The sequence below is a fragment of the Streptomyces sp. NPDC001902 genome (genome assembly GCF_042891295.1).
GTDB lineage: Bacteria > Actinomycetota > Actinomycetes > Streptomycetales > Streptomycetaceae > Actinacidiphila.
This window is the reverse complement of the sequence record NZ_JBIATA010000035.1, coordinates 40,719-67,231: the sequence shown is the minus strand read 5'-3', so window position 1 is coordinate 67,231 and position 26,513 is coordinate 40,719. Positions and strand designations below refer to the sequence as shown.

Annotated in this window: 24 protein-coding genes and 1 pseudogene; 7 read left to right on the top strand and 18 right to left on the bottom strand. The window is 69.7% G+C overall.

All coding sequences use genetic code 11. From position 1 onward, the window contains the following. Positions 1-49: 49 nt before the first annotated feature. The 6 genes from ACFYYN_RS38045 to ACFYYN_RS38020 form a co-directional block, all read right to left on the bottom strand. Positions 50-1,141, bottom strand: a complete 1,092-nt coding sequence (locus ACFYYN_RS38045; protein ID WP_500549392.1) for a glycosyltransferase family 4 protein — start codon at positions 1,139-1,141, stop codon at positions 50-52. After that, on the bottom strand, positions 1,138-1,674 hold the full coding sequence (locus ACFYYN_RS38040) for a dCTP deaminase (RefSeq protein ID WP_500549391.1): 537 nt from the start codon (positions 1,672-1,674) through the stop codon (positions 1,138-1,140). The genes ACFYYN_RS38045 and ACFYYN_RS38040 overlap by 4 nt, the downstream gene beginning before the upstream one ends. Beyond that, positions 1,674-2,207 (bottom strand): dCTP deaminase, encoded by a 534-nt coding sequence (dcd, locus tag ACFYYN_RS38035; RefSeq protein WP_500549390.1) that lies wholly within the window; start codon positions 2,205-2,207, stop codon positions 1,674-1,676. The genes ACFYYN_RS38040 and dcd overlap by 1 nt, the downstream gene beginning before the upstream one ends. Continuing rightward, entirely contained in the window at positions 2,204-3,436 is a 1,233-nt protein-coding gene (locus ACFYYN_RS38030; protein WP_500549389.1) for a metallophosphoesterase, read from the bottom strand. Before ACFYYN_RS38030 ends, dcd begins: the two co-directional genes overlap by 4 nt. After that, positions 3,433-4,737 carry a carboxyvinyltransferase gene (locus tag ACFYYN_RS38025; RefSeq protein ID WP_500549388.1) on the bottom strand — a complete coding sequence of 435 codons (1,305 nt, stop codon included), beginning with the start codon at positions 4,735-4,737 and terminating at the stop codon, positions 3,433-3,435. The genes ACFYYN_RS38030 and ACFYYN_RS38025 overlap by 4 nt, the downstream gene beginning before the upstream one ends. A 132-nt stretch (positions 4,738-4,869) precedes the next feature. Next, on the bottom strand, positions 4,870-5,367 hold the full coding sequence (locus ACFYYN_RS38020; protein ID WP_500549387.1) for an ATP-binding protein: 498 nt from the start codon (positions 5,365-5,367) through the stop codon (positions 4,870-4,872). 238 nt (positions 5,368-5,605) lie between these two features. Here ACFYYN_RS38020 and ACFYYN_RS38015 point away from each other — a divergent pair, with 238 nt between their 5' ends. Further along, positions 5,606-6,481, top strand: coding sequence for a helix-turn-helix domain-containing protein (locus tag ACFYYN_RS38015; RefSeq protein WP_500549386.1), 876 nt, complete (start codon positions 5,606-5,608; stop codon positions 6,479-6,481). Further along, positions 6,478-6,705, top strand: a complete 228-nt coding sequence (locus ACFYYN_RS38010; protein WP_500549385.1) for a DUF397 domain-containing protein — start codon at positions 6,478-6,480, stop codon at positions 6,703-6,705. Before ACFYYN_RS38015 ends, ACFYYN_RS38010 begins: the two co-directional genes overlap by 4 nt. A gap of 223 nt (positions 6,706-6,928) precedes the next feature. Here ACFYYN_RS38010 and ACFYYN_RS38005 read toward each other — a convergent pair whose 3' ends face one another. Together ACFYYN_RS38005 and ACFYYN_RS38000 are read right to left on the bottom strand one after the other, a co-directional pair. Beyond that, a complete protein-coding gene (locus tag ACFYYN_RS38005; protein ID WP_500549429.1) occupies positions 6,929-7,213 on the bottom strand; it encodes a BlaI/MecI/CopY family transcriptional regulator in 285 nt (94 codons plus the stop codon). Between the two features lie 203 nt (positions 7,214-7,416). Beyond that, a complete protein-coding gene (locus tag ACFYYN_RS38000; RefSeq protein ID WP_063805797.1) occupies positions 7,417-8,001 on the bottom strand; it encodes a TetR/AcrR family transcriptional regulator in 585 nt (194 codons plus the stop codon). A 150-nt stretch (positions 8,002-8,151) separates the two neighbouring features. Here ACFYYN_RS38000 and ACFYYN_RS37995 point away from each other — a divergent pair, with 150 nt between their 5' ends. The 5 genes and pseudogenes from ACFYYN_RS37995 to ACFYYN_RS37975 all read left to right on the top strand — a co-directional run bounded on the left by ACFYYN_RS37995 (position 8,152) and on the right by ACFYYN_RS37975 (position 12,456). Further along, the gene (locus tag ACFYYN_RS37995; RefSeq protein WP_500549384.1) at positions 8,152-8,943 is read left to right on the top strand and encodes an SDR family NAD(P)-dependent oxidoreductase; all 792 of its coding nucleotides are present in this window, start codon (positions 8,152-8,154) and stop codon (positions 8,941-8,943) included. 82 nt (positions 8,944-9,025) lie between these two features. Next, positions 9,026-9,931, top strand: a complete 906-nt coding sequence (locus ACFYYN_RS37990) for an amidohydrolase family protein (protein ID WP_500549383.1) — start codon at positions 9,026-9,028, stop codon at positions 9,929-9,931. A gap of 32 nt (positions 9,932-9,963) precedes the next feature. Further along, positions 9,964-10,569 (top strand): nitroreductase family protein, encoded by a 606-nt coding sequence (locus ACFYYN_RS37985; RefSeq protein WP_500549382.1) that lies wholly within the window; start codon positions 9,964-9,966, stop codon positions 10,567-10,569. A gap of 163 nt (positions 10,570-10,732) precedes the next feature. Further along, complete coding sequence (locus tag ACFYYN_RS37980; RefSeq protein ID WP_500549381.1) at positions 10,733-11,515, top strand: SDR family NAD(P)-dependent oxidoreductase; 783 nt, start codon at positions 10,733-10,735, stop codon at positions 11,513-11,515. An 80-nt stretch (positions 11,516-11,595) separates the two neighbouring features. Beyond that, a pseudogene (locus ACFYYN_RS37975) lies at positions 11,596-12,456 on the top strand (3-oxoacyl-[acyl-carrier-protein] synthase III C-terminal domain-containing protein). A 705-nt stretch (positions 12,457-13,161) separates the two neighbouring features. Here ACFYYN_RS37975 and ACFYYN_RS37970 read toward each other — a convergent pair. The 10 genes from ACFYYN_RS37970 to ACFYYN_RS37925 all read right to left on the bottom strand — a co-directional run bounded on the left by ACFYYN_RS37970 (position 13,162) and on the right by ACFYYN_RS37925 (position 26,490). Beyond that, the gene (locus tag ACFYYN_RS37970) at positions 13,162-13,971 is read right to left on the bottom strand and encodes a recombinase family protein (RefSeq protein WP_500549380.1); all 810 of its coding nucleotides are present in this window, start codon (positions 13,969-13,971) and stop codon (positions 13,162-13,164) included. 266 nt (positions 13,972-14,237) lie between these two features. After that, positions 14,238-17,186, bottom strand: a complete 2,949-nt coding sequence (locus ACFYYN_RS37965; RefSeq protein WP_500549379.1) for a tetratricopeptide repeat protein — start codon at positions 17,184-17,186, stop codon at positions 14,238-14,240. A gap of 832 nt (positions 17,187-18,018) precedes the next feature. Continuing rightward, positions 18,019-18,288 carry a Tn3 family transposase gene (locus tag ACFYYN_RS37960; protein WP_500549428.1) on the bottom strand — a complete coding sequence of 90 codons (270 nt, stop codon included), beginning with the start codon at positions 18,286-18,288 and terminating at the stop codon, positions 18,019-18,021. Positions 18,289-20,012: 1,724 nt separating this feature from the next. Further along, on the bottom strand, positions 20,013-20,318 hold the full coding sequence (locus tag ACFYYN_RS37955) for a hypothetical protein (protein WP_500549378.1): 306 nt from the start codon (positions 20,316-20,318) through the stop codon (positions 20,013-20,015). A gap of 504 nt (positions 20,319-20,822) precedes the next feature. After that, positions 20,823-21,275 (bottom strand): hypothetical protein, encoded by a 453-nt coding sequence (locus ACFYYN_RS37950; protein ID WP_500549377.1) that lies wholly within the window; start codon positions 21,273-21,275, stop codon positions 20,823-20,825. Positions 21,276-21,367: 92 nt separating this feature from the next. Further along, the gene (locus ACFYYN_RS37945) at positions 21,368-24,964 is read right to left on the bottom strand and encodes a LysM peptidoglycan-binding domain-containing protein (RefSeq protein ID WP_500549376.1); all 3,597 of its coding nucleotides are present in this window, start codon (positions 24,962-24,964) and stop codon (positions 21,368-21,370) included. Beyond that, complete coding sequence (locus ACFYYN_RS37940) at positions 24,909-25,361, bottom strand: TadE/TadG family type IV pilus assembly protein (protein WP_500549375.1); 453 nt, start codon at positions 25,359-25,361, stop codon at positions 24,909-24,911. The genes ACFYYN_RS37945 and ACFYYN_RS37940 overlap by 56 nt, the downstream gene beginning before the upstream one ends. Continuing rightward, entirely contained in the window at positions 25,358-25,834 is a 477-nt protein-coding gene (locus ACFYYN_RS37935; RefSeq protein WP_500549374.1) for a TadE/TadG family type IV pilus assembly protein, read from the bottom strand. The genes ACFYYN_RS37940 and ACFYYN_RS37935 overlap by 4 nt, the downstream gene beginning before the upstream one ends. Further along, positions 25,831-26,277: a TadE family protein gene (locus ACFYYN_RS37930; RefSeq protein ID WP_500549373.1), complete on the bottom strand. Its 447-nt coding sequence runs from the start codon at positions 26,275-26,277 to the stop codon at positions 25,831-25,833. The genes ACFYYN_RS37935 and ACFYYN_RS37930 overlap by 4 nt, the downstream gene beginning before the upstream one ends. 6 nt (positions 26,278-26,283) lie before the next feature. Next, complete coding sequence (locus ACFYYN_RS37925) at positions 26,284-26,490, bottom strand: hypothetical protein (protein WP_500549372.1); 207 nt, start codon at positions 26,488-26,490, stop codon at positions 26,284-26,286. Positions 26,491-26,513 lie beyond the last annotated feature (23 nt).

The window sequence follows — 26,513 nt, the reverse complement described above, 5'->3', positions numbered from 1 at the left end:
GCCAGCGTAGTCACGCCGGGCGGGGTGGGGCGGGTGCGGCACGAGCTGGTCAGGTGAGCTGTTTACCGAGGTCCGTCAACGCCGCGGCCGTGGCGCTGAGCGGGTAGCGTGCGGCGTTGGCCAGTCCTGCAGCCCGCAAGGCAAGCAGCAGGTTCGGCGAGGCTTTGATGCGTTCCAGGGCGCGGGCGGCTACCTGGGGGTCGGAGAAGTCGGTGGCCAGAGCCGAAGTGCCCAGCGCGTCGCGCAGCCCGGGTACCGGCTGGTAGACGACGGGCAGCCCGCAGGCTTGTGCTTCCAAGGCAACCAAGCCCATCGCTTCCAAGGTGGTCGAGGGCATGATCAGCGCGTCGTGGTCGGCAAATGCGTTCCACAGCTGGGGCCGCCGCAGCCAGCCGAGGTACCGGGGGCGTACGCCGTATCGCTTCAGCACCGGCGCCAAGGCTTGAAACTCATGGCGCGGGGCGGCCACGGACAGCTCGATGCCAGCCGTGGCGGTCAGCGCCCTGACCATGTGTTCGCCGCCCTTCTCGGCGGTCAGCCGCCCCGCGTACAGGAGCCGCAGCGTGCCTCGGGGATGCTGCGGGCGCGCGGGCGGTGGGGTGGTCAGGAGCCGGTCGGGGATGCCCCAGGGGATGTGCGCGATCTTGCGGCGGTCGGTGTGTGGTGCCAGCCGGATGAGGCGGTCGGCCATCGCGCCGGTGGGGACCACGATGGCGTCGGCGTGGCGGGCGGTTGCGCGCAGGATCCGTAGCTGGTCGCGGTGGGCTTCGGCGAATAGCAGGTCGGTGCCGTGCACGAGGGCGATCCGCGGGTGCTGTGGGAGGGCTCGGATGAGCGCCGGGGTGGCGCCAAAGACCAAGTGCTGCAGGTGGAGGACTGAGATGTCGGCGGGGTCGATCGCTGCCCGCAGGGCTTGGCGCAGCCTGGCAAGGTAGTGCTGGAAGGCGGGTCCGTTCAGGCATTTGCCGTCTACCGAGAGCAGGTTCAGGCCCGCCGGGACGCCTGGTCGCTGTCCTGCGGGCTGGAGCATGAACGCGTGGGCCGAGATGAGCGGCGGGGCGCCGGTGTACAGGTCGAGGAACAGTTCGACGCTGCCGCCGGGACTGCCGGCGGGAAGGTCTAGGAACGTCGCCACTGTCATGCGGTGCCCCCGTGGATCTCTTCGTAGAGGCGGGAGATGTCGATGCCTTCGGTCGACTGGTACTTGAAACCGGGCTGCTGGTAGCTGGTGGGGCCTCCGAAGGTCTGCAGGAAGATCAGCTTGCCGAAGGTCATGCCGGGGTAGACCCGCACGGGCCTGGCGGCCCGGATCTCCAGCGTCCAGCGGATGGCGTGGCCGACGTGCCCGAGCGGCGCCGAGACGTGCACCCAGATGCCGAGGGTGCCGGTGGAGCGGTCACCGTTGAGCATCTGCGCGTACCGCTCGGACCCTGTTCGCTCCAGCGTCACCCCCAGGTACAGCACGCTCGGCTGGAGGACGAATCCGGTGGCGGGGATGGTGGTTTCGCTGAAGGGGGTGGGGGCGGCTGCGTCGAGGTCGCCGTCGCAGATCCTTAAGGTCTCACCCAGCCGCCAGTCGTAGGCGTTCGGTGACAGGCGACCGGGGTCGAAGGGGTCGATGGCGATCTCGCCTGCGTCGACCGCTGCGGCGATCGCTGGACCGGTCAGGATCATCAGGCCACCGCTTCGCTGGCCAGGTCCCGCCAGTACCCGGACGGCTGCGGGCCGAGCGCGGCCTGGTACTTGCCCTGGTAGAGGTCGACGGGGCCGACGGAGACGAAGAACATGATCTGCCCGATCTTCATCCCCGGGTAGACCCGTAGCGGCCGGGTAGGGGTGAGCATGAGCGTCCACTGGCCGTGGAAGCCGATGTCGCCGATGGGGGCAGTGATCTCGACGAACAGGCCGAGGCGGCCGACGGACGAGCGGCCGAACAGCAGAGGCACGAAGGTGTCGGAGCCGACCTCTTCCTGTGTGTGGCCGAGGTAGAGCTCGCCGGGCTGCAGCACATACCCCTCGGAGCCGATCACGACCGGAGTGGTCGGGTTGGGCCGGTGGGCGTCGATGACCGGGTCGGTATAGGTCAGCAGGGTGGAGCCGAGGCGCACGTTGTAGCTGTTGGGATTGACCTGTCCGGGCTCGAACGGGGTGATCCGCAGGCGCCGGTCGCGGACAGCGGCGGTGATCTCCGGTCCGGTGAGAATCACGTCGGAGCTCCTTCCTCGGTGACGGTGAGGGGATCGCAAAGGACGCGGGCGACGGCCTGCCCGAGCGGCAGGACGGGCGAGGGCGCACGGCCGCCGAGCATGGTTTCGGCCAGGTAGCCGGTGGTCAGCACCGTGCGCACATCCGGCGGGAGCGGATCGGGGGCGAGCACGAGGGGACCGGCCCGCTCGGTGAGCCGGGCCGTCAGGCCGGACAGATCGGCGACGACGGCGTCGGGCACGACCGCGTGGACGAGCTGGTTGCCGAACGGTTCGATGGCCAGCAGCTCGTTCAGGGTCAGGGCCTGCCCGAGCAGCACCGGCCGCAGCGCGGTCTCGTTCAGCACAACGGCGTCAGCGCCGAAGCCGGTGTGCAGCCGCCGGGCGACCTCGGACAGCACCTCATGCCGGTCTGCCATCATCCGGCCGCGCCAGCGTTCGGCGATGCGACCGAGGGGAACGGCAAGTTCGGCCTGCAGCGCCTGGATCTGGCGGCCGATCGGTTCCAGGTCGGCGGGCAGCCTTGCCGCGGTGGGGAAGCGGCAGGCGCGGGCGGCCCAGCCTGCCCCGACCGACTCGGCGACCGCGTAGCCGGCAGCGAGCTCGGCGCCCTTGACCACCAGGGTGCGCCCGGCCGATTCGGGCCCGTAGCGGTCGCTGTGGCAGTGCCCGGCGAAGATCACGTCCAGGAACGGGCACTGGTCGGCCAGTCGCAGGTCGCCCTCGAAGCCGGAGTGCGACAGCAGCACCCAGGCGTCGACCTGGTGGTGGTGTTCCAGCAACAGCTCGACCAGCGCGCGGGCGGGATCGGTGACCTGGTGACCGGCACGATCGGCAGTGGGGATGGCGTCAAAGGCCTGCGGGCTGATGACGGCGGTCACCGCGACCGTCCGGCCGCCGATCCAGGCCCAGTGCATGCGGCGGAACAGCGGCTTTCCCGTGACGGCGTCGACGGCGTTGGCGCACACGGTCAACTCGCGGAGATCAGGCTCGAAGTGGTGGCTCCAGCCGTGGTTGCCCGGCGCGAGGACGTCGTACAGCGACGTCAGGATCGCCTGCTCGGCGTGCCCCCGGCCGAGCCGGTAGTAGCCGGTGCCTTCGAAGAAGTCTCCGCAATCCACGATCAGCGACCGTCGACGCTCGGCAGACAAGTGGGCCAGCAGGGGCACGGCGTCACCGAGTTGGGAGTGCACGTCGGTGGTGGCGATGATCCCTCCCAGGTCACGCTTCACGCGGTGACCTCCCGCAGGTCGGCTCCCAGAGCGCGGAGCTTTGCGGGGAGGTCGGCATGGCCGCGCTGGAGCTGGCCCAGCCCCCGGATCGTGGTGGTGCCGCGGGCGGTCAGTGCGGCCACCATCAGGGCGGAGCCGGTGCGAATGTCGGTGGCCTCCACCGCTGCGCCCGTCAGGCGCTGTGGGCCGGTCACGCAGCACTGGGTCGGCGAGAGTTCCTCGAAGCTGGCGCCGAGGCGGGCGAGCTGGGGCAGCAGGTTGCCGTGCCTGCCGGGGTTGATGGAGCCAGCGAACAGGTGGGTGCCTGGCAGACCTAAGGCCAACGCCAGCAGCGCGGGCTCGAAGTCGGCGTCCAGGCCGCCCGGGGATAGGGAAGCGACCGCCCTCAGCGCCCGGCCCGTCGGGTTGCCGCCGCCGTGCACGACCACCGCGCGGTGCTCGCACGCGGCCGGGATACCCGCCAGGTTCAGGGCCGCGACAACGGCGGCGACCTCGTCCCCACGCACCCCTTCGATCCGTCCCGACCCGCCGCTCGCGGCGATGGCGCAGGACAGCGTGCCAGCTTCAATCTTGTCGCCGGGCACGGTCCAGGTCACCGACGGCCCGCGGTGGGCCGGCGGGTCCACGGTGAGTGTGTCGGTGCCGAGGTCGATCCCCCACCCGGTCCGCGTCAGCGCGCGCAGCATGCCGGTGAATTCAGGGGAGTGGTTGGGGTTGGTCAGCCGCAGCCGCTGGGCGCCGACCACCGCGCGTAAGACAGCCACGACGCTCGCTCCCCGGGATCGGAACGGCAGCTCTACCGACACTTCGCCGGGTGCGTGGCCGGCCGCGGTGATCTGGTAGCCGCCGTCGCCGGTGTCGACCTTGTCGCCGAAGGCGGAGTAGACCTGGAAGTGCACCTCCATGCCTCTCTCGCCGATCTGGCAGCCGCCGGGCCAGGGCAGGCGGGCCTGTCCACAGGAGGCCAGCAGGCCGGGCACCAGGTAGTACGAGGCACGGATGCGGGCGGCCTCGGGCAGCTCGGGCACCGGCACGGGCGTGGACGGGGGCGTCAGCGCGAGGGCGTGCGGATGGCTGACAGAACGGGTCAGTTGGTACCCGGAGCGCTGGAGCAGCGTCAGCATTGCCGTCACGTCCGCGCTGCCGGGAACGTTGTCGAGATGGACCGTACGGCGGGTCGCCGCAGCGGCGGCCAGCAACGGCAGCGCTGCGTTCTTCGAGCCGTCGACGGTCACCAGTCCGGCCAGCGGGCGACCCGGGCGGACGGTGACGGCTGGGCTGGTGGTCAGGACATCTGTCATGGACAACCTCCGGTCAGAGATCGAGGTGGGAGTCGACGTGTGAGGTGGTCGCGGTTGTGCGGTGGTCCGCGCGGCGTGGCGCTGGACCGGCTGTAGTGGGGCGACCGTCCTTGCGAAGTCGCAGCGGGCTCCTCACGGGGCGAAGCCAGTGCGCGGCAGCGTGGCGGTGATCTGCTTGCCGATCGGGGTCGGCTCGACGGTCCACCCCGGGGCCAGGGCATCGAGGATCCACAGACCTCGTCCCGACTCGAACCGGGCGTTGTCCGGCCGTACCGCGTGCCGATGGGGAACCGCGGACGGCTCCGGATCGTGCACCTGCACCTGAATCTCGTCTGGCGCGCTGATGATCTGCACGATCAGCGGTGCCCAGGGGCCGCACAGCCGCACGGCGTTGCCTGCCAGCTCGCTCGCCACCAGCCGGGCCGTCTCGGCGACCTGGTCGTCCGCCCCGGCTGAGACGACCGTGTCGAACACGGCGGTGCGCATGCGCCGTAGGTGGTCGGGGCTGGCACTCATGTGCAGCACGAACCCGCCGGGGCGTGAGGCAAGGAAGTAGCCGCAGTCGGCGACCTGAAGTGGGCCAGCAGCGTGCGACACGGATGGCGTGGGACTGCGGAGTGCATCGTGCATGGCGTGTGCTCCCCGATGACGAAGTGAGAAGCCGACCGTGGATCGCCCAGGTCGGCCTACGGGTGGGGCGGCAGGCACGTCGGGGCCGGTGCCCAGCAATGGGGCCACGTGACGCGATCAAGCCGTTACGTATGGCGACTGCTGACATCATGCCCCTACGTAAGGAGTTGGACAACATGTCCCACAAAGATTCCCGGGGTTGATTGTCCTTCGGCCGTGCGGCCGACACACTGTGCGCATGGCGCTGAAGAGAAGTCCCGCCCTGAAGTCGGTGTATCGACGACAACTCGCAGCCAAGCTCAAAGAGTTGCGGGAACGAGCAGACCTGACGATGGCCGAGGTCGCGGCTGCGATCGAGATCAACCAGGGTTCACTGAGCCGAATCGAGAGCGGCGATCGAGGCACAACGCCCGTGCTGGTCAAGGCGATGCTCGAGTGCTACGGCGTCAGCGATTCAGCCACTCGCGACGACGTCCTGGACTTGGTCCGCGCAGACCAAGCACAGAGGCAACAGTGGTGGCGCAAATACTCCGCGGTCATCAACACCACCCAGTACGGCGGCTACCTAGCGCTGGAGTCCAGTGCGACCACCTTGCGGAACTACGAGACCGAACTGATCCCAGGCCTCCTGCAGACCGAGGAGTACGCGCGACAGGTGATCACCTCGATGCGGGTCGACCTGGACGACAAGGGTGTCGAGGCTCTGGTGAAGGTCCGCATGAACCGCAAGAACCTGCTGGCCGGCGAGGACGCCGTCAAACTGTGGGCCATCATCGACGAGGCCGCGTTTCGCCGGATCGAACCCACGCCGCAGGTACTACGCGGCCAGTTGGAACACCTGCAGACGGTGATGACTCAGACCAACATCACGGTGCAGCTTCTGCCCTTCACTGCGGGGTTCCACCCGGGACTCGACGGCTCGTTCGTTCTGATGGGGTTCCCGGAGCCCAACCCTGATGTGGTGTGGATGGAGAATGGCCCGCACTCGGTGTACTTCGAGGGACCGGACGATGTGGAGCGCTACACCGAGGCCTTCGACCACTTGCGGGCTCTGGCCCTCGGTCCGCCTGAGACCCGCAGCCGTCTCGACAGCATGATCAAGGAGATTGAGTGAGCATCAAGCCCGACCCCGCTGGACTGGACTTCTCTGGCGTTACTTGGGAGAAGAGTCCGTTCAGCGGCGGGAGCGACAACTGCGTGGAGTTCGGCACCATTGGCGGCCTGATTGCCGTGCGGGACTCGAAGCGGCCGGAGCAGACGCCGCTGCTCTTCACGCGCGATGAGATCGCAGCAATGATCGCTGGCGCAAAGCACGGGAGCCTCGACCACCTGGCTTGAGGAGACTCCCAGCGACACAGCAGGCGGAAAGACGGCGGCCGACCCCAGAGAAAGTGGGGTCGGCCGCCGTCGTTAGTGTCCCAGACCCACAGCTCGCAGGCTGCCGCCCTGGTCAACCGCCTCGCCGCTGTGCAGTCCGCCGCAATGTCCCCAATCCCTGAACCGGCCCGATGGGCACCCACGAGCGGCCACGGCCAGCGCTGTACCTCCAGGGTGAAGACCGTCACTCGCTCGTCTCGGCAGCCTCTGCTGCGGCCGTGACGACCGAGTCAGCGGGGGACGCGTCTGCCGTGTAAAAGACCGACCTACCCTGCCGTGACCGGGTGACCCGGCCCTTGGCAACCAGCTGCTCCAGGGTGCTGCGAACCACCGGGGTCCCCACGCGTCGGTCGGGAAGCGCCTGGGAAAGGTCTGTAGTCACCTCGGCGGCCGTCCGAGGCTGCTGGTGCTGCAGCAGTCGCTCATGGATCACGGCGCCCAGGGTGGGGCCTTTGGTCGCCGTGTGCATGAGGACAGGGCCTCCGGTGCAACTCGGGGTTGTCGAGAGCGGCGTGCTGTGGAACTCCGCGAAGGCCGTCACGACCTGAGCCTGCCCCGCAGCCGGCCGATGGCCAGGCTGCGGTCCTGTGCGAACCCGTTCCACGCGTCGTCAGGGCACCGGTCGGCTTCGCCGGATGGTCAGAGGCCGTCCGTGGCGGCAGTGGTTCGTCGTCAGCAGCGCAGGCCGTCCACGACGACGGCGAGCATCCGCTGCGGGCGGTCGGCCGTGGTGGGGACTTGCTCGTTGACGAGGACGATGCCGTGCACGACGAGCAGCAGGTCTCCGAGGTCGATTCCCTGCCGCACTTGTCCGGCGGCTTGGGCGCGCGCCAGCAGTTCCGCTCCGGCTTGCTTCATCTGGTGACAGCTGGTGTTGACGTCCGTGCCTTCCTGCAACTTCGCGCTCATGACGCTGGCCGCCAGGCCACGCCCGCACGCGCCGCTTTCCAGGTGTGAGTGCAGCCAGGCAATGAAGGCTTCGAACGGATCCGCCGCTTCGAGCAGTGTGACGGCCTCGTCACGCAGGCTGTCGGCGATTCGCAGGAAGACCGCCTCCAGGAGGTTCTGCCGCTCGGGAAAGTGCCGGTAGAGCGTCGCGATGCTAACTCCGGCGCGGCGCGCGATCTCCTCCAGCGACGCGTCCGCCCCATACTCGTCGAAGGCATCGTCGGCCACGTCCAGGAGCTTGTCGTAGTTGCGCCGGGCGTCGGCGCGCATCCGCCGGGCAGCGGGGGGCGTCCCCGTCTCGCTCCGCATGTCAGTGGACCTCCTCTGTCGTCTCCGTTTGCAATCGTAGGCATCCTACGCTTACAGTCAAACGTAGGGAGTCTACGTTTATCTCTGTGCTGATCGACCGCACGTTTTCCCTGGTCAAGGCTCCGACACCTCGAAACCTGGAAGTCAGTCATGCCACGAAACTCTCTGCGGGGACAGGTCGCCCTTGTCACCGGGGCCGGATCAGGAATCGGCCGCGGCTGCGCCCTGGGCCTGGCCGCGGCTGGCGCGACCGTCGCCGTTACCGACGTCGACCCGGACACCGCGCGGCGGACCCACGAGTTGATCGCCGAGCAGGGCGGCTCGTCCGCCCCCTACACCCTTGACGTCGCCGAGGACCGTGCCTGGGAGGCGGTACTCCAGGACGTGCGTGCCAGGTTCGGGTCGGTGACCGTGCTCGTCAACAACGCCGCGCTGAAGGCGTCGGTCGCCGGGGACGGAGGCCTGCTCGACACCTCGGTGCCCGTGTGGGACCGCGTCTTCGCGGTGAACCTGCGCGGCCCGATGCTGGGTGCCCGTCGGGTCCTGCCCGACATGCTGGAAGCGGGAACCGGCTCGATCATCATGATGACCTCGACGTCGGCGCTCCGCAGCGTCGCCGGCTTCGCCACCGCCTACTCCTCGGCGAAGGCGGGGATGATCGGCCTGACCTGCATGATCGCGGCGACCTACGGCACCCAGGGCGTGCGCTGCAACGCGATCGCTCCCGGCGTGATCATGGTCGGCGACGACACGGCCAGCCAGGAAGCCTTCCGCGAGTCCAGCGGCGGCCTCACCCAGCGGGCCGGACGCCCCGCCGACATCGCCTCCACCACCGTCTTCCTCGCCAGCGAAGCCGGCGAGTACATCAACGGACAGGTCCTCGTCGTCGACGGCGGCCTCACCACCCACATGCCCGGACTGTCCAAGGCAGCCCGCGCCTGACATCCGCTGGCCCCGAACAGGCGCATCGGCACTCCGGTGCCCCCTCGCAGCGGAATCAGCCCATCACCCCAGCGCATCGCTCATGGAGCTTCCTTTGAACATCCTGGACGGCCAGCTTCACGCGAACCAGATCGGCCCGCACTGGCAGACAGTCGACCTTGAAACGACCCTCAACGCCACCATCGTCGCCCTGGACGCCGTCGGCGTCCAGGGAGCCGTACTGGATGAGTTCACCGGACTTGACGAGAATCACCACATGCTCCCGGGGGGCTACCACGCCAACGGCGCGTGGCGCCCGGAACGGCCCTTCTCCGAACTCGCCGCGGCCATCTACCCCGACCGGTTCGTCTGGCTGACCCGCGTCGACCCCCACGACCCCGACCTCAAGCAACTCGTCGCCGGTGTGCGGGCGAAGCCGGGCTGTGCCGGCATCCGCGTGCACGCCGGCTTCGACGGGGGAGTCTGGCGGGACCCGTCCTTCCTCAGCGGCGGTTACGACGACCTGTTCGCCGCCTGCCAGGACCACCAGGTGCCCGTGTTCATCATGATCACCCCGCGCCTTGACACCCTCGAGCCGTATCTGAAGCGCTTCCCGGAACTGCCGTTCATCGTCGACCACATCGGCATCAGCTGGCCGGCGATCGACGCCTCCCCGACCGAGCGGTACGCCCGCCTCGACCCGGTCCGCGCCCTGTCGCAGTACGGCAACGCCTACCTCAAGTGGTCGCACGTCGAGCGGCTCGCCGCCGACCCGTACCCGTACCCCGACCTGATGCCGCACTTTCGCAGGGTCGTCGACGACTTCGGCCCCGAACGGATCCTGTGGGCGAGCGACCACACGCAAGCGGTCAAGGACGGCCTCTCGCCGCACCCCGCTCCCTACTCGCACAGCCTGCACTACCTCCGCGACTCCGACGCCTTCTCCGCGGCCGAGAAGGAGTGGTTGCTCGGCAGGACCGTCGCCACCGTCCTGAACTGGCATCGCTGACCCGGCAACGAAGACGGCCCAGGAGTGTGACCATGGATTTCAAAGACGTAGTACGCAGGCGGAAGATGGTCCGGTCGTTCACCGATGAGCCCGTCCCCGCGGAGGTGGTGCGGCGTATCCTGGACACCGCGCGCCGCGGGCCGAGCGCGGGCTTCAGCCAAGGCGTCGAGTTCGTCGTCGTGATCGACCACGAGACCCGTCAGAAGATCGCAGAACCGGCGCAGCAGACTGTGGACGTTTCGGGACACCACAATTTCATTGCCCAAGCTCCCGTGCACGTGGTGGTCTGCGTCAGCCCGGAGGTGTACCGGTCGCGCTACCGGGAGCCCGACAAGATGACGGTCGTCGCGGAGATCGACGAGGAAGCGCTGTGGGTGGTTCCGTACTGGCACACCGACGCGGGCGCCGCGATGCTGCTCCTGATGATGGCAGCGGTGGACGAGGGAATAGCCGCAGCCTTTGTGGGCGGAGAAGCCGATCTGCTGCACGAGCTCCTGGCGATCCCGCAGGAATACATACCCATAGGCATCGCCCTGCTCGGGCACGCCGCCCCGGACGCAGGACAATTCGGCGACGTGAGCGCCCGCCGGATGACCCGTCGCCCGTATCACGATGTCGTCCACGAGAGGCGCTGGTAGAGGCACGGGGCCTCGGCGTGCTCGGCAGGTCCCTCCTGGCCGGTGAGGCCGGACTCTCGACGCCAGCCCGCGGGACATCGGTCGGCACGGAACCGCCTGCCCGCATCGCTCACCCCTCCCCGCAGCATCAAGAAATCCCCCGGAACCACTCAAGGACAATCGCATGGATCTCCAACTCGCAGGCAAAGTCGTCATCGTGACCGGTGCTTCGGCCGGCATCGGAGGGGCCACCGCCCGCCTGCTCACCGAAGAGGGCGCGGTCGTCGTCGGTGTCTCTCGCCGTGTCGCCGAGGATGCCGTCGGAAAGGAGGGCATGTCCCTCGTCGCCGACCTCACTGACGCCACCGCCGCCCCGCGCGTCGTCAAGGCGGTCGTGGAGCGGTACGGACGCATCGACGGACTGGTCAACAACGCCGGGGCAGTCGACCTACGCCGAGGCTTCCTGGACGTCGCTGAGGAACAGTGGCTGGCTGCTTTCCAGCTCAACTTCCACGCCGCGCGCCGGATGAGCCAAGCCGCGCTGCCCGCCCTGCTCGAAGGCGACGGGGGCAGCATCGTCCACGTGACCAGCGACTCCGCCCGGATGGCCGCCCCGTACAACCCCGACTACGCCGCGGCGAAACTGGCCACCGTGTCCCTGTCCAAGTCGCTGGCCGCAGAGTTCACTCCTCAAGGCGTGCGCTCCAATGTCGTTGCCCCCGGTCCCACCCGCACCGAACTGTTCGAGCGCCCGGGCGGCTTCGGCGACCAGGTCGCCGCGAGCCTCGGCACCGACCTGGACAACGCGATCGACCAGCTCGTCACCACGGTGCGTCCCCTCATGACCCGTCGCATCGGCACCCCCGGGGACGTCTCCCAGGTCATCGCCTACCTCGTGTCACCGCTCTCAGGACAGGTCACCGGCGCCGAATGGGCCGTCGACGGCGGGGCCCTGTACCAGATATGAGCTCGTTGCCAGGCCCATCCAGGGCCGGTCGCGCCCGCATGGACCTGTCCCTCAAGCCCCATCTCTCCGGGAGACCCCCGATGTCCTACTCTCGTATCGCTGCCCTTGGCCATTACCAGCCCGAGCGTGTCCTCACCAACGATGACCTGGCAGCCATGGTGGATACCAGTGACGAGTGGATCCGTCGGCGCACGGGCATCGTTACTCGGCGGATCGCGGCGCAAGACGAGTCCGTAGCGGACATGGCGTCCGCCGCGGCGGGCAAGGCACTGGCGGCGGCCGGAGTGGAGCCCGACCGTATCGGCCTGGTTGTCGTGTCCACATCCAGTGCGATGGACCGGTGCCCGAGCACCGCCGCCCAGACCGCCGGACGTCTGGGAATTCCTGCGTCGGCCTGCTACGACGTCAACAACGCCTGTTCGGGGTTTACTACTGCCCTGGCCTCGGCCGACCACCACTGCGCGCCGGAGCGGCAGAGTACGCCCTGGTCGTGGGTGGTGAGAAAATGTCGGACCTGACCGACTGGACGGACCGCTCCACCAATAGACCCGAGCCGACGCGACACCGTCAGGCTGGCCGGAGCATGGCAGCCGCGCTTCGAACAGGACGGGCAGGCCGTGTACCGGTGGGCGACGACGGCCCTCGCCCCCGTGGCCCGAACCGCCTGCGAACGGGCCGGCATCGCCCCGACCGACCTCGACGGCATCATCACCCACCAAGCAAACCTGAGGATTATCGAGGCCATCACGGCCCAACTCGGCACGCCCGACGTCACGGTCGCCGAAGACGTCATCGAGTCCGGAAACACCTCCGCAGCGTCCATCCCCCTCGCCTTCTCCAAACCCGTCGAGCGAGGCGATCTGCGAACCGGGGAAAAGGTACTGCTCCTGGGATTCGGCGGCGGACTCTCATGGGCCGGCCAGGTCGTGGACTGCCCTTAGGTCCTCATCGACGCGGCGGACGTACTCCTGCTGGATCGTGGGGTCATCGGCGGGAGGGCTGGCGATGTCCTGGGGCATGGGCGTATCGCTCTCGTCACTGAGGGTGTGCCTGATGCCGGATGGTACTCATCACAAGGCGCCCGAAGTGGCCCGAGTGAGATGACCACCTGAACCGACGAAGCACTGCGGTTCTTGAAGTGTCAACAGGTTCAAGCCCCGCGGACTCGCCGGAGCCAGCGTCCAAGAGCCGACCGTCGGCCCCCATCCCTCACGTCGGCGAGCGGGAACGCCGGCAGTACGTGAAGCACTTCGTCTGGCGAGGCGCTGTTCCCGCCCTTGGCGGAAGTGTCACTTCGCGGGAGTCGCAACTGCTCCTGGTTACGTCCGGCACGATCGTGTGGGGCCTCTGGGCGTACGGCGTGGTCACGGCTACGTCCCGCGGTCCGGCTCGGGCGAGTGGCAGCGGGAGCCGGGCATCGGGGGGGGGCGTTTGCTGGCCGTCGTCCCCGGTGGTCCAGTAGGCGAGCTGCCAGTGGTCGTCGGCCCACAGCCGCAGCTGAGGGAGAGTGCCGCCATAGAAGATCTGCCACTCGCCAATGGCCAGCAGAGAGGTTCCCACAGCCAGGGGCTCCATCAGGCTCGGGTGTGCGGAGCGGACCGCTACATGGCCCTGGACTCCCAGCTCTGCCCCGAGGGGCAAGGTAGCTACGAGTGATGCTCAGGCCGTGGATCGCCGAGGGTGCTGACGCGGTTCTCGTACTCACGGCGGGCCTTGCGCTGGGCCGGAATGGCTCCGGCGCCGTCCAGTTCGGTGGCACGCAGGAAGTCGGCGACCTTGCCCGGCATGTCGAGGGTGATGGGCAGCTCAGGGGCCGGAACGGGGGCGTCGGCGGCGACGTGCTCGGGCAGGAGGTCAGCGACGACGGCGGTACGGATGGCGCCGCGGCTGACGTGGTGATCGCGGGCCAGGCCAGCGATGGACTGGCCGCCCAGGTACGCGGCGCGTACGGCGGCGGCCTTCGCCGCCGTGACGACGGGGCGGCGCCCGCCCTTGTTGCCCTTCGCCTCGGCGGCCCGCAGCCCGTCGTACGTCAGCTCGCGCTGTAGGTCGCGCTGGAGTTCGCAGGCGGCGGCGAGGGTCTGCACCATGAACTTCACGGTGGACAGCAGTTCTCCGGTGCGTGGGTGTCGGGCGGTGAGGTCCATGGCGGAGAAGGCGCCGTCGTGGATGCGCAGGGCGAGGCGGTCGCGGTGGAGGACGTCGAGCACGTCGAGGATGTGCCCGGTGCCGCGTACGAGGCGGAACATCTCGGAGATGTGCACGGTGTCGCCCGACCGCGCGTAGGTGAGCAGCTCGCTGAACTTCGGTCGTTCCAGCGGGTGAAGGCGGCTGGAGATGCCGGGGTCCTCCTCGAAGACGACCGAGTCTTCGATCCCGGCCTCGGCGAGGACGAGGTTCTGACGGCCGGTCGACTGCTGGTCGGTCGACACCCGCTTGTAGACCAGGTTGGCCATGCTGCCCCCGTTTCTGTCGGCGGATCAGACCTAGCTGTCAGCAAACCCTGTCATCAGCCGTCATCGGATCTCATTGGATCGGAGCCCCGGAAAGTCGGGGTCCATTGGACGCCCGCCGCGCCTGTCGTCATTCGTTCATTTGCCGACACTCGGTGGATGTGCCTTCGGGCGGCGCTCTTGATCGGTTCAAGGCTTGCCCTCTCCAGGCGCACACCATCTGGTGTCCCGATGTTCCTACCTCACCGAACATGGTCTTTGGACGGCCGTCACTCTCGCGGCTTCTGCGTGCGCCGCCATGGGCGCAGCCTGGCCAACCGCGCCCGAATCGTCGCGCCGTAGCATCGGGCCAGGGCCGCGCGGGCCTCTTGTGTGTCGGGGTGGTGGGGACCGAGTATCCGGTCGGCGTCGGCGACGACTCTCTTCAGTAGCGTGACCGCTTCTCCCGTGCGATCCATTCTGCAGTAAGCGACGCCCAGGTTGATGAAGTCCTCGATGGCGTCCTGGATGCCGAACAGGCGCTCTGTGTCGGCCGCGACCCGCTCCAGCAGGGGAATTCCTTCCTTTGGGCGTCCCGCCTCCATGAGGGCGACACCCATGCCGCCGCGGATGACGAGGGTGTGGGCATGGTCCTCGCCCAAAAGCCGCCCGAGGTCGGCTGTGGCCCGCTCCAGCAGCGCGACCTTCTTGTCCACGTCGATGACTTCGGACCGGTCCTTACCCACAACCCGCCCGACGTCGGCCGCGATGCGCCGCAGAGTCTTCGCTTCCTCGGCCTGCCCCGTCTTCTCGTAGAACAGCACCAGGCCGGCGTAGGCCGACATGCCCTCGGCGTCCGGGTTGTCCGGTCCCACGAGCCGCCGCGCCAGGACCATCGCTTCCTCTGTACGGCCCGCTTCCCAGTAGCAGGCGGCCAGCGCGATGCGGGCCCTGACGGTGTCGGGATGGTCTTCACCCAGCAGCCGTTCGGCCTCGGCGACGTTGAGCTGCGCCGCGTCGATCGCGTCGTCCAGACGCCCCGACGCTCGGTAGGTGTCGGCGAGGCAGTCCCGAATCCTGCGCGTGTCCGGGTGACCGGTACCGAGGATCCTCTCGGCGTCGGCGACAACCCGCTCCCCGAGAACGATTGCCTCGTCGACGTGCCCTGTTTCGAAGTGGAGCGCGGCCAGGTTGCCGCGGGCCACGACGGCAACAGGATCGTCGTTGCCCAGCAGCCGCTCGGCGTCGGCGACAGCCCGCTCCGTCAGAGTGATCGCTTCCCCGGTGCGGCCCGCCCGGTGGTAGTAGCCGGCCAGGTTCACGCGACTCTCCAGCGTGGTGGGATGGCCCTCGCCCAGGATCCGCTCCCGGTCGGCCACGACCCGCTCCCCGAGGGCGATCGCCTCCGCGGCACGCCCGGCCTCGGCGTAGGAGCCGGCCAGGATGCTGCGGGAGGCCAGGGCGTCGGGGTGATCCGGTTCCAGGATCCGCTCGCGGTCGGCGACGACGCGCTCCCCGAGGGCGATGGCCTCTGCGGTGCGCCCCGCCTGTGTGTAGTAGGCGGCCAGGTTGCTGCGGGCCAGGACGGTGGCCGGGGCATCCTGGTGCCAGAGCCGTTCATGTTCGGTAACGACCCGGGTCCCTATGGCAATCGCCTCTGCGGTGCGCCCCGCCTGTGAGTAGTAGGCGGCCAGGTTGCTGCGGGCCAGGACGGTGTCCGGAGCATCCTGGTCCCGGAGCCGTTCGAGTTCGGTGACGACCCGGGTCCCTATGGCAATCGCTTCTGCGGTGCGCCCCGCCAGCGCATAGGAGTTGGCCAGGTTGGCGTAGGCGCGCACGGTGGTGGGGTGATCGTCGCCCAGCAGCCGTTCGGCGTCGGCGGCGGCCCATTCCCCACGGGAGATCGCTTCCTCCAGGCGCCCCGCCATCCGGTACGCGGTGGCCAGGGCGCTGCGTGCCTCCAGGGTCTCGGCGTGCTCGCCGCCCAGCAGCCGTTCGGCGTCGGCGGCTAGGCGCTCGAAGTAGCTCACCGCAGCGGTGTACAGGCCTGCGCCCCATAGACTCGCCCCGGCCCGGCCCAGGACCGGGTGGCCGTCGCGCTGCCACAGCAGGTCACCTGACACGGCTGCCAGGGTGACGGTGTTGGCCCGCAGCACGGCAGCGAGGTCCCAATCCGTGTGGTCACTCTCGGGCCAGATCGCCGCCAGGGCGTCCGCTGCCGCCGGCACGGCCGCGGTTACCAGGTTCGCGGGGGCGTTTTCGCGGGCGGCTCGGGCGGTCAGCGCGTGCATGCTCACCCCGCGGGCACCGTCCTCGGAGCCGAAGGTGATCAGACTGTACTGGTGCAGCAGCCGCAGCACGAACCGGGCCCGTTCGGCGGTGACCTCCGCGGGCTCGACGAGGGTGTCCGCCGGGCCGGAGGGCATGCTGCGGTGGGCGCTCAGGTAGCCGGTGACCGCTGCATCGGCCCACAGACTCAGAGGGTGACCGACCGGGTCCAGGTGAGCTGTCAGGCACAGGGCTGGCGCGGCCACGCCCACCGGGTCGCGGCGCCGGACGGCGTCCAGCGCCAGCAGCAGGGCGGCCGCGACCGGCCGGCCATAGCCCTCGGTGTCAGCCTCGGGAGGCAGCATCGCCTCCAGGCGGGACCGCTGGTCGGTGAACAGCCGAAGATAGGACGCGCAGGGCACATCCTCGTTGATCATGTAGGCGGCCGCGTGTGACAGGGCCAGCGGCAGGTGCCCCAGCTCGCACAGCAGATCCGTGGCCTGCGCGTCCAGCAGTCGGGACATGTCCGTGTCAGTGAACCGCTGACGCAGGTAGGCGACGGCTTCGTCCGGGGCGTAGGTACCGACATCGACGACCGCCCGGCCGCCGCCCGACATCAGAGCATCGCGGCGCCGGGACGTGGCCAGCACCCGGCTGTCCCCGTTGGACCATGACGGCGGCCACCACAGCTTGATGCTCTCCGTGTCGGCGACGTCGTCGAGCACGACCAGCCACGAGCGGGAGGTAGAGGCCAACCACCTCTTAAAAGCCCGCGCATCACTCTCGGCGTCCTCCCCCCGCGCGCCGTCCGCCTGGACGCCAAGAGCGGCGGCGGCGTAGCCGGTGACGACCTGCGCCATGTCGGCGGCGTTCACCCACACCACCAGTTCGGTGCCGGCGGCCAGGGCCTGCTGTGCGAGGGCGGCGGCCAGCTGGGACTTGCCCACACCGCCGCCGCCGGAGAGCACCACAGAGGGGCGTCCGGCCCAGGCCCGGTCGATCCGGTCGCGCAGGCCGGGGCGCGGCTGGAAGGCGGAGGCCAGGGGCGGCACATCGCCCACCACCACCGGCCAGACCACCGGATGACGCGGCGGGGCGTGATAGTGGACATCCCCCTGGATGATGCCGGCCGCGACCCCACCCGACTCCGCGTGGATCGACAGGTGGTGCGCGGTAATGTGCGGAGCGCGACGAGCGCCGGGCGCGGTCAGCTCCCGTCCGAACCCGGCGACAAGGGGTTTCCGAAGGTCACATCGCCCATCTTCACAGCCGCTGCCGCGTTGTTCCGGGCCTCGATGTGCACATCGCCGCCGATAGCGATGCCGTCGTCCACGGCCGACACACCGCCGCCGGCCTGCTGAGCCAGGGCCACCAGCTCACGCAGCTGGGCGGCCACCTGCTCACGGCCGCCCTCGTCCAACTCATACAGCAGATCCCGGAAGCGGGTCCGCCAGGCGGTCACCGCGGCGTCCCGCACCTGCTCGGCCGCGCCGGAATCGGCGCTCTCCAGTTCCGCTGCCGTACGATCCAGCCTGTCCAGGGCTGCTTCCTGAGCGGCATCCGCCGCAGGGCCACGGCCGAAGACACGGCCCACCCGCTCCCGGAAGCCCTGCCAGGCGTCCGTGCCAGCCGCCTGAGCCACTGCTACCCCGGCCGCCGACGCCAAGGCGATCAACGCCTGATCCAACATGCCGCCCCCGTGCCCAAAAATGTGGGTGAAAACGCCTGTTCCAGCATAGGCAGCATACTGCGGGCGCAGCCGTATCGACTGGTCCTTCGCACTGCCGCAACGCCCGGCTATCGCTACAACCTGAGCCTGCCCAGCGCCGCACCTGCGTCGGCGTCTACTGCGGTGCGAGAAGCAGGCAGATGGACCGCAGTGAGGTCGAGCCGTTTGTCCATGTCGAGGCGGAAGGTGCCGTATGGGTTGATGTTCGACCAGAAGAGCGCGGTCAGCCCGCACCGGTCCTCGTCCGAGAGCTTCTTCGCCCACGCCGGTTCGGCAAGAACGCGCTGAAGCAGCAGGGTGTTGATGTGGACCAGGCTGGACTGGAGAAGGTGGAGCGCGAGCATCGAGGTCTCGGCGTGCGTCCCGCAGCGCGACCAGCACACACAGCTCGTACGGGATGCGCTCGACCTTGCCCTTGTCGTCCACGACGGCCTCACGCCAGTCCCTGCGTACGACGCCGTCCATCGGCACCGTGTCGCCGGCGTCGTAGAAGCGCGTCTTGCCGTCGACGTCGGCGTACTTCTCCAGCAGCGCGAGCGCGTCCATCACCGGCCGGTAGGCGGTGTTGTTGCAGCGGAAGCCCAGTGTGCGCAGCAGCGGCGGCAGCATCTGCCGGTAGTACGAGCTGTACGAGGAGCGCAGCGTGGTGCGGACCTTGGCCTTGAAGACCTTCTCGTTCGCCTTCGCCTCGGCGACCAGGTCGCGCAGCGTCTTCTCCCCGACCACCGGGTACAGGGCCGTGCGCACGATCTCGCCCGGCTTGCCGATCGCCGCGTCCGCCAGCCGGAAGAGGATGCCCTCCTTGCCGCGGACCTTCTTCAGCTCGGCGGTGAGCTGCCTCTCCACCCGCCGCTCGGCACGGGCGTTGATCTTCTTCACCAGGGCGATCAGCAGGTCCCCCAGGGCGTCGGTGATCTCCGCCTGTCGGGACGAGCACAGCGCCGCGAGCAGGGTGATCCGTACGTCCTCGGCGGTGTCGCGGAAGTCCGAGGGGTACATCTTGATCGCCCGCGCCCGCCACGCGGCCAGCAGCTTCTCCGAGCAGTCCGCGAACAGCCCCTTGGGCAGGCCGAGTCTGTGCACGTCGTTCAGCTTGGTGATCTCCGTCAGTAGGGATTCCAGGCCGACCGCGCCCGGGTCCCGCTTGAGCAGGGCCAGCAGGGCGGCGCCGTCCTCGTTGTCCTCGGCCACCAGCTCCAGCAGCCGGGCCACCCCGACGTCGCCCAGGCGCTCGATGGTCCGTGCGCAGAACGTCTTCTCCGCCCGGGTCTGGGCCGCGGTGACGATGCGGTCGATGCGGCCCGGCGGCTCGATCGTCCTGGCCCGGCACTCCACCAGCAGGGCCTCGCGCAGCCGGTCCTCCACCAGCTCGACCGGGCACACCTCTGCGGCCAGCCACGCGATTGCTGCGGAACCTCCTCCAGCAGATCCGGGAACCGGCCCTCCAGCTCGAAGAACTTCAGCAGCAGACTGAAGCCCAGCCGCGTCGTCCCGGCCTTGTTCGCCACCAGGTCCCAGTCGCCGTCCACCAGCGTCCAGCTCGCCAACAGCTCTTCCGGCGACCACTCTTGCCGCACACCCGCCCCTTCCCTCGCCTGCCCCGGGCTTCATCCGGACGGCCCAACGAGGCGCCCGAGAGCAAGGAAACGGGTCATCTGACTAACCGAAAGCTACCCGCCAGTTACTTTTCCCCTGGGGACAGAGCTGGGAGTCCGGGGCCGTTGCGTCCCGAATCACTGTCGCCGGAAGCCGTGTTGAGCTTCCCCGGGCCGGGACCAGCGGTGATCGCACGACGGCGCGCAGGGGTATGTGCCGGGCCGCTCCGAAGCGAGGGCAATGGACTGTGATCGGCTACACCACGACGGGGGCACGACCCCAAGGAGCAGGGGCACCTACTCCCGCGATGGCGTGAGTATCGAATCCGGCATCCATTGAATCCGTGGCAGTGCACCCGCATAGGCGAGCCGTACCCGTCGCGCCCTGACGGTTCGAGCCGACAGGTGGGCGTGAGGCAGGCCGTTGGTGCGCCGGGCCGACACTGCGTACGACGCCCTCGGGAGCAGAACGGTCACCCTGCGAGCGGCCAGTCCTCCGACGGGCCGCCCGGGGCACGGAAACGGGCGCCCATGTTGTCCATGGGGCTGAAGTAGACCATCGCTGTGAACCACGCAGCGGCCTTGCGCGGATGCTTGAAGTGCAGCAGGTTTGCGTACGCGTACACCAGTCGGTGCGCAGGCCGGTTGTCGATTTCGCCGTAGGGCAGGACGTCGCGGAAAGGATAGGGGAGGGACTGCTGCAGGACGCAGACTCCGGCAGCGGCCCAGGAGAGCGCGGCCTCCAGGTCCCCGCGGACGAGCTCCGCGTCGCTCTCCACGTCATTCGGTCGAAGTCGTCGTCATGGTCAGCGAGGTCGTAGGCGATGGTGGTGTACGCATCGAGATCGCGTGGATGCAGCCGGTGTCCCCCAATGGTCACGCTCGCCTTGTCGTAGGCGGCATCGTAGGCATCATCGGTCTCCTCGTCCGGCGTCCAGACCCGTTCGATCGCCCACTCCGGGCGCGGCGGCAGCTTTGCGATCTTCCGCTCCAGCCGGGATAGCCCGCCTGGTTCGTCCTTGTACTCGGTGTAGTGCGCCGCTGAGTCGAACATGTGGAACTCTGGGTCCTGCATCCAGGCCAGCAGCGGTCGATCCAGCGTTCGCAGTATCTCGGCTGCCAGGCAGGACGGCGCCAGCGACGGCATCACACCCGTGAGGGCGGCCTTCAGAGACTTGGTATCCAGACCGACGCTCATCGTCATGGGGAGGAGTATCCGCTGCTTTCCGAGTGCGGAGGCCGGTCCTTGCCGAACTTCCACTCGCATGTGCGGTGAGCCAGCGTCAAACCTTAAATGGGATCCGGCTGCTGGTAGCCCTCAGGAGCTCCGCCCGCGCTTGGGCTTCTTCCTGAGGAGGGCGCTCCTGCCACCCGGCAAGCACTCGTACCACCGCGTCGCCCACCGACCGGATCTGGTCCGCGAGGTCGGTGTCCAGGGCGCCGTATCCACCGTCGGCGCGGTTCGGGCCGGTCACGACAGCCGTCCCGTACAGCCCGTACGGCAGTTCGGTGCCGCGCCAGGTGCTGGCCAGCGCCCATGCGGCGACGTTGAGCTGCCGGGCTGGGCTGAGGGAGCCTTGGCCGTGGACGTGGATCAGGGCACGCCGGTGGTAGACCGCGCCGTCGACGGCGCCACTGAGCAGTGCGCGCAGTACATGGCGTTGTCTGGTGTAGTCCTCGGGCAGCTCGAACGTCTCGACCACTCCGGTGACTTCGAGTCGCAGTGCGGCGACCATGGCTCTCCTCCCTCGCTTCGGTACTACGCTGATCTGCAGTGGGTGTCGGCCGCGTTCCCCCGTCGCGGCCGGCACCCGCTTCGCGTGGGGCGTCAGGCGCCGCCGGGTGCGGCCGCCAGGTCCCCGGACTCCTCCAGCACCGCGGCGATGGCGTGCTCGGTGCGCGCGTCCATGGAGATGTCGTAGGCCCGGGTGACCTCGGTGACCCGCGCCACCGCTTTGCGGGCCCCCGAGTGATTTCCGGCGGCCTGCTCGATGGCTATCCAGTCGCGGTAGAGGACCTCGGCGGTCTCATCGATGTCCAGGCCTCGCAGCACCGCGCTCCGGGCTGCGTCCCAGTCCGGCGCGTCACCTGTGCAGTGCCAGGCGGCGAGCGTGTGCACGACGTCGACGATGCGAGACAGCATCTCCTGCTGCACTGACACCGCCCACGGATACTCCTGGCCGTCGAACGGCCAGCCTCGCACCAGCGCCAGCGCGGCTTCCAGATCCGCCATGCCCGCCGCCGGGCCCGAGGCCAGGCCCCGGGTCGCGAGGTCCTGGAAGGTCGCCCAGTCCGAGCGGATCGACGCGTCGAACGCGTATCCCGACCCTGCTCTGGGCCGGGGCAGGTACGGCTGGCCGTCCGGAGTGGCTCCGAATCGGGCCCGGATCTCCGACAGCCGGGACTGCAGGGTGCGGGTCGTCCACGGCGAGGCCGGGTCCATGAATGTGCACAGCGCGTCGGCGTTCCTCCCGGGCTTGAGGTAGATCAGCGCCGCGAGCGTCTCCAAACGCGGGCCATGCCCGGAGCCGCTGATCCCGGACACCTGCAGAGAGCCGAGCACATTGATCTCAGGAGCCTTCGGGCCGGACGGCTCAGGCATCGACGCCACCTCACCGGCGGCGCCGACGGCCTCCCTGCTGCTCGCGGCGATGGCATCACCCTGGTCCTCCAGGCCAGCAGCTGAGTCCAAGCCGGACGGCGCAGGTGCTTTGACCAGGTGGATCCGGCCTGGGTCGGCGGTGGCCAGCAGAGCAGGGAACGGAGTGCCTGCCTCGGTGCCCGCGCCGGCGTCGTCGGCGATCGGGTGCAGCAGCATGGGATGCGGAGCCGGCCGCCAGGTTGCGGCAGCGTGAGCGTGGTCCTCGGCGAGCTGCCACGCGCCCTTCGCCCGGTCCGCGGGCTGATCCGCGACGTCGAGAGCGTGGACCAGTTCCCGGTACTGCTCATCCGACAGCCGCTGCAACTCCACCGGACCGGGCGCCAACTGAGGGAAGTCCGCCGTCGTAGTCCCGGCGACGGGAATGGTGCTGGCGTCGGGGAAGGCCTGCCGTGTCGCCGGGGTGTCGGGCAGGACAACGGTGACCGGCAGGTGCCGGGCGGCGGCGATCGCGTCGGCGAGCTGCCAGACCTGCTCGGGATCTACGTCGGCTGCACAGATCAGGATCCATGGCAGCGGTTCCACCGCCTGGTCCTTGCCGTGCTGATACACCTCCACCAGCAGCGCCCCGAGGTCAGAGACCACCGACGACAGATGCGGCATCGCCCGCAACCGGTCCTTCGGCAACAGCCCCGCCAGTCGGCTTCCCAACCCCACGGTGAGGACCTCGGCGTGGTCACTCCACGCGCTGGTGCCCGCCTCCAACGCCAGCGCCCGGCCCACGGCCAGCACGTCCTCCGGCGTCCCGTCCAGCAGCAGACCGCCGGTCTGGAAGAGGTTGATCAGCACCAGGTCGCCGGACTCGGCCGCGCCGAGGGTGACCAGCCCCGGATACGGTGCGGGAACCTCCCGGGCCTGCTCCGCCGGCAGCAGCGGCAGACCGCCGTCCAGCACCCACACCCCGGCCGACTGGCCAGTGGTGAACGGCGGGACCGGGTCGGCTTCGGGGTCGTCGACGACCAGGTGCACTGTTCCGGACGCGGTGACCCGGGCACCCTGCACCACGGGGACCTGGTCGCTGGACTCGGCCGCACGGTGGGCCAGGGTACGCAGCACGGTGTCCAGCAGTGCGACGCCGGCCGGCTCGCCGGTGGCCTGCAGGATCTGCTCGGTCCGGGTCGGGTCGTCGTCGATCGCGATGGTCTCGCCAGCCCGGCGCCGGCGCTGCTGCAGAATCCGCCGCACCCCCAGTGCCCCCGTCAGCAACGCGGCCAGCAACGCACCGACCCCGGCCATCAGCACGACCTGCCGCTCCACACCGGAATCCGGCGCGGTGTCAGCGCGGCCTGCCGGGGCCAAGTCTGCGGAGGCCGACGGCGCGGGAGGTGTCGACGGGGAGGCGGTAGGTGCCTCGGCCGTGGAGGGAGCACCAGGCCGCGGCGATCCGGTGGGGGTAGCAGCGGTCGGTTCGGTGGCTGCGCTGGTGCGCTGCGTCGGCCGTGCGTGGTCAGGAGTCTTGTCGGGCACAGGGGTCTCGGCCGGGCGTGAGGGGGCTGCCGGACTGGGCGCGGACGTCGGCAGCGACGTCTCCCCGTTCGGCGATGCGACCGCTGACGGTGTCGTAGCCGCGGTAGAGGGCGCCGCCTGTGGTGCCGTGGAGGGACTCGCCGTACGCTCGCGCTCACCGGGAACGTCGGCGTTGCCTGGCGGCGTTGTGCGGTCGCGGGGTTGCTCGGGGTTGTCGTGCTGCGGCCTTGCCGCTGCAGCGGGGCTTCCCGCCCGCGGGAGGTCGAGGTGCTGACCTGGGTAGATGAGGTCAGGATCGGTGAAGTGGCGGCCGCCGGGCTGGGCTTCGCCACGGTTGAGACGGAAGATCGCCGGGTAGCGGTCGGCGTCACCGAGCTCGTCTTCGGCGATCTGCGACAGGGTGTCACCCGGCCGCACCGTGTACGCCTCCGGCTGGGTTTCCTCGAGGGCGCTCTCACGGCCGCCTTGCGCACGGGGTCCGGTGGGCGCGGCGTCGTCGGGCAGGAGCAGCACCCACCCGGGCCGGATTGGATCCTCGGCGCGGAAGGCGGTGCCGTCGGTCATGGTGCGCTCGTCGTTGAGAGCGGCGATCTCTTCCCAGCGGTAGCCGTCGCCGAGCCGGTCCTCGGCGATCGACCACAGGCTTTCTGCCGGCCGGACCGCCCGTACCGTGTGCGTGACCGCACCGTCTTGCTCTGGCTGAGCGGTCGCGCTCGGGGCGGCAGCGTCTCGCCCGCCTTGGGCCGGGGCGTGGGAGTTGGCGGCCGCCGCGGTGGTGGTGACGGCGTGGGCGGGGGTCGGTGAGGCCAAAGCAGTGCCGGTGGGCAGCGCGACGAGGATGGCTCCGACCAGAGCGGCGGCCGCGCGCTGGCCGACCAGCAGCCGTAGCCTCGGTGCGGTCCGGCCGCGCAGCTGAACCGGGACCTCGACGGCTACGGCGGCCGCGAAGCCCGCCCATCCGGCCCAGCCGGCCACGGCGAGGGCCAGCAGGAAGACCTGCCCGGAGTCCTGCGTGCTCAGCAGGTTGCCCAGAGCGTGGATGCCGGGCGGGCCGACGATGGCGGTGCCCCACCACAACAGGAGAGGCAAGCCGAACAGGAGCGCGGCCAGCAGCATCAGGCTTGCGGCCGCGCCTATGACGGTGCGGATGGTGACGCCATCGGTTCGCGCCTGCCGGGTGGGTGGCCTGCGCGGCGGACGGACAACAGCGGGCTGGGGCATGGCGGGTGGCCCTTCTCGTGGGCTATTCGGGCTGGTCGACGCCGTGCAGCAGCGTCGCGGTGCCGTGCCCGGTGACATCCATCGAGCCGATGCCGATCACGGGCAGGAACCGAGTGGCGTACGTGGTGTCGACGACGACGGTCAGCTCGCTGCGGTCCGGGGAGACGGTCACGGTCCCCTGGACACCGGCCTGGCGCAGGTACTGCGAAGCGGCGGCTTGCGCTGCCGCCGGGTCGGCGCGGATCGCGGCGCCGGTGACAGCATCGGCGGGATCGAGGGCTTGCCCGCCGGCGCGGGCAGCTTCCAGCGCGAGGGCGTCAGCGCGTTCGGTGGCGCGCAGTTTCCCGCCGCCGTCCAGGACCAGCCCGGCGATCGCGAGCAACGCCACCGTGCAGATCGCGACGAACACCGCGACACCGCCCCGGTCGCCCTGCCCCGCCCGGCGGCCCACTGCCCTCAGCGTTGGCGTCGTCATGTGTCCTGCCTGGCGCGGTGAGCGTCGACGACGCTGGTGAAGCTGCTGGTCAGAGTCTTGGAACCGGGAGCTCCCGGGAGCAGAAGATCCGACAGGTCCACGGTGCAGCGGACGGTGACGGTGACGTATCCGACCTGGCCGACCGGCACGGTGAGTCCGGAGGTGTCGACGTCCACGTCGGTGCTGGAGCAGCGGACGCCCTGGTCTTCCAACGAGCGGGTGGCGGCGTCGGCGGCCGCGGACTGCGCGGCGACCTGTGTGCGTTCCAGCGAGGCCGCGCGGGCGGCATCCTCGGCGGCCGCGTCGGTCTTCCCGCCGGAGACCGCGAGGCGTCCGGCGGCGATGGCCAGACACAGGAACGCGATCAGAAGCGGCGTCACGATCGCGGCCTGGATCGCCTCGCTGCCCCGGTCACCCTGCACCCGTGCGCGCGCGTCGGCCCGCAGAGTGCTCGATAGGGAAGTCCGGGTCATGGGGTCGTCCATTGCTCGCGTGGGCCGGTGGCGGACTGGGTGACGCGCAGGCCTCTGGTCCCGGGAAGCAGTGAGGGGGCGGTGCCGGTCACGGTGACCCGTACGGACTCAGCTCCGCTGCCGGCCGTGCTGACTGCCGGGCCACGCAGGCTGTCACCGGCGATCCGCCCCAGGACCTCGCGTGCCCGGGCGGCGCCATCAGCATCGTCGGCCTGGTAGGTGCGGGCTGCGGTGACGCCTTCCCGTGCGGCGGCCAGGGCGATGTTGCGGGCGTGGAACCACATCCCGGCCTGCACCACGGCCAGGGTGAGCACGATGACGAACGGGAACACCACCGCCATCTGAATCGACGTCTCGCCCCGGTCACCCCGGAGCCTGGCCGCGGCCGCCATCCGGCGTGCGGCACGCACCGTGCTGCTGCTCGCAGCCGTCGTCCTGGCCATCGGCGATCAGATCCCGGTGAGCAGGCCGTTGTACTTGCTCACGATGACGCCGATCGTGCCGGCGATGGCCAGGGCGCCGCCGACCGCGGCGACCCAGATGATGACGGTGGTGATGGAGATGTCGCCGCGGTCGCTGCCGCGGGCACGGCCCTGCTCGAGGCGGTCGCGCACCCAGATGACAGCGGCGGCCGCGGCACGGGTGAGGGGATTCATCGTCGGGCGCTCCTTCGGCGTGG

What these genes read in the sequence shown, in the direction of transcription:
- ACFYYN_RS38045 (WP_500549392.1), bottom strand. Translation starts at nt 1,141, where the DNA reads ATGACAGTGGCGACGTTCCTAGACCTTCCCGCCGGCAGTCCCGGCGGC.
- ACFYYN_RS38040 (WP_500549391.1), bottom strand. Translation starts at nt 1,674, where the DNA reads ATGATCCTGACCGGTCCAGCGATCGCCGCAGCGGTCGACGCAGGCGAG.
- ACFYYN_RS38025 (WP_500549388.1), bottom strand. Translation starts at nt 4,737, where the DNA reads ATGACAGATGTCCTGACCACCAGCCCAGCCGTCACCGTCCGCCCGGGT.
- ACFYYN_RS38020 (WP_500549387.1), bottom strand. Translation starts at nt 5,367, where the DNA reads ATGCACGATGCACTCCGCAGTCCCACGCCATCCGTGTCGCACGCTGCT.
- ACFYYN_RS38015 (WP_500549386.1), top strand. Translation starts at nt 5,606, where the DNA reads ATGGCGCTGAAGAGAAGTCCCGCCCTGAAGTCGGTGTATCGACGACAA.
- ACFYYN_RS38005 (WP_500549429.1), bottom strand. Translation starts at nt 7,213, where the DNA reads ATGCACACGGCGACCAAAGGCCCCACCCTGGGCGCCGTGATCCATGAG.
- ACFYYN_RS38000 (WP_063805797.1), bottom strand. Translation starts at nt 8,001, where the DNA reads ATGCGGAGCGAGACGGGGACGCCCCCCGCTGCCCGGCGGATGCGCGCC.
- ACFYYN_RS37995 (WP_500549384.1), top strand. Translation starts at nt 8,152, where the DNA reads ATGCCACGAAACTCTCTGCGGGGACAGGTCGCCCTTGTCACCGGGGCC.
- ACFYYN_RS37990 (WP_500549383.1), top strand. Translation starts at nt 9,026, where the DNA reads ATGGAGCTTCCTTTGAACATCCTGGACGGCCAGCTTCACGCGAACCAG.
- ACFYYN_RS37985 (WP_500549382.1), top strand. Translation starts at nt 9,964, where the DNA reads ATGGATTTCAAAGACGTAGTACGCAGGCGGAAGATGGTCCGGTCGTTC.
- ACFYYN_RS37980 (WP_500549381.1), top strand. Translation starts at nt 10,733, where the DNA reads ATGGATCTCCAACTCGCAGGCAAAGTCGTCATCGTGACCGGTGCTTCG.
- ACFYYN_RS37970 (WP_500549380.1), bottom strand. Translation starts at nt 13,971, where the DNA reads ATGGCCAACCTGGTCTACAAGCGGGTGTCGACCGACCAGCAGTCGACC.
- ACFYYN_RS37960 (WP_500549428.1), bottom strand. Translation starts at nt 18,288, where the DNA reads ATGCTCGCGCTCCACCTTCTCCAGTCCAGCCTGGTCCACATCAACACC.
- ACFYYN_RS37950 (WP_500549377.1), bottom strand. Translation starts at nt 21,275, where the DNA reads ATGGTCGCCGCACTGCGACTCGAAGTCACCGGAGTGGTCGAGACGTTC.
- ACFYYN_RS37945 (WP_500549376.1), bottom strand. Translation starts at nt 24,964, where the DNA reads ATGTCACCGGGCACGGCACCGCGACGCTGCTGCACGGCGTCGACCAGC.
- ACFYYN_RS37940 (WP_500549375.1), bottom strand. Translation starts at nt 25,361, where the DNA reads ATGACGACGCCAACGCTGAGGGCAGTGGGCCGCCGGGCGGGGCAGGGC.
- ACFYYN_RS37935 (WP_500549374.1), bottom strand. Translation starts at nt 25,834, where the DNA reads ATGACCCGGACTTCCCTATCGAGCACTCTGCGGGCCGACGCGCGCGCA.
- ACFYYN_RS37930 (WP_500549373.1), bottom strand. Translation starts at nt 26,277, where the DNA reads ATGGCCAGGACGACGGCTGCGAGCAGCAGCACGGTGCGTGCCGCACGC.
- ACFYYN_RS37925 (WP_500549372.1), bottom strand. Translation starts at nt 26,490, where the DNA reads ATGAATCCCCTCACCCGTGCCGCGGCCGCCGCTGTCATCTGGGTGCGC.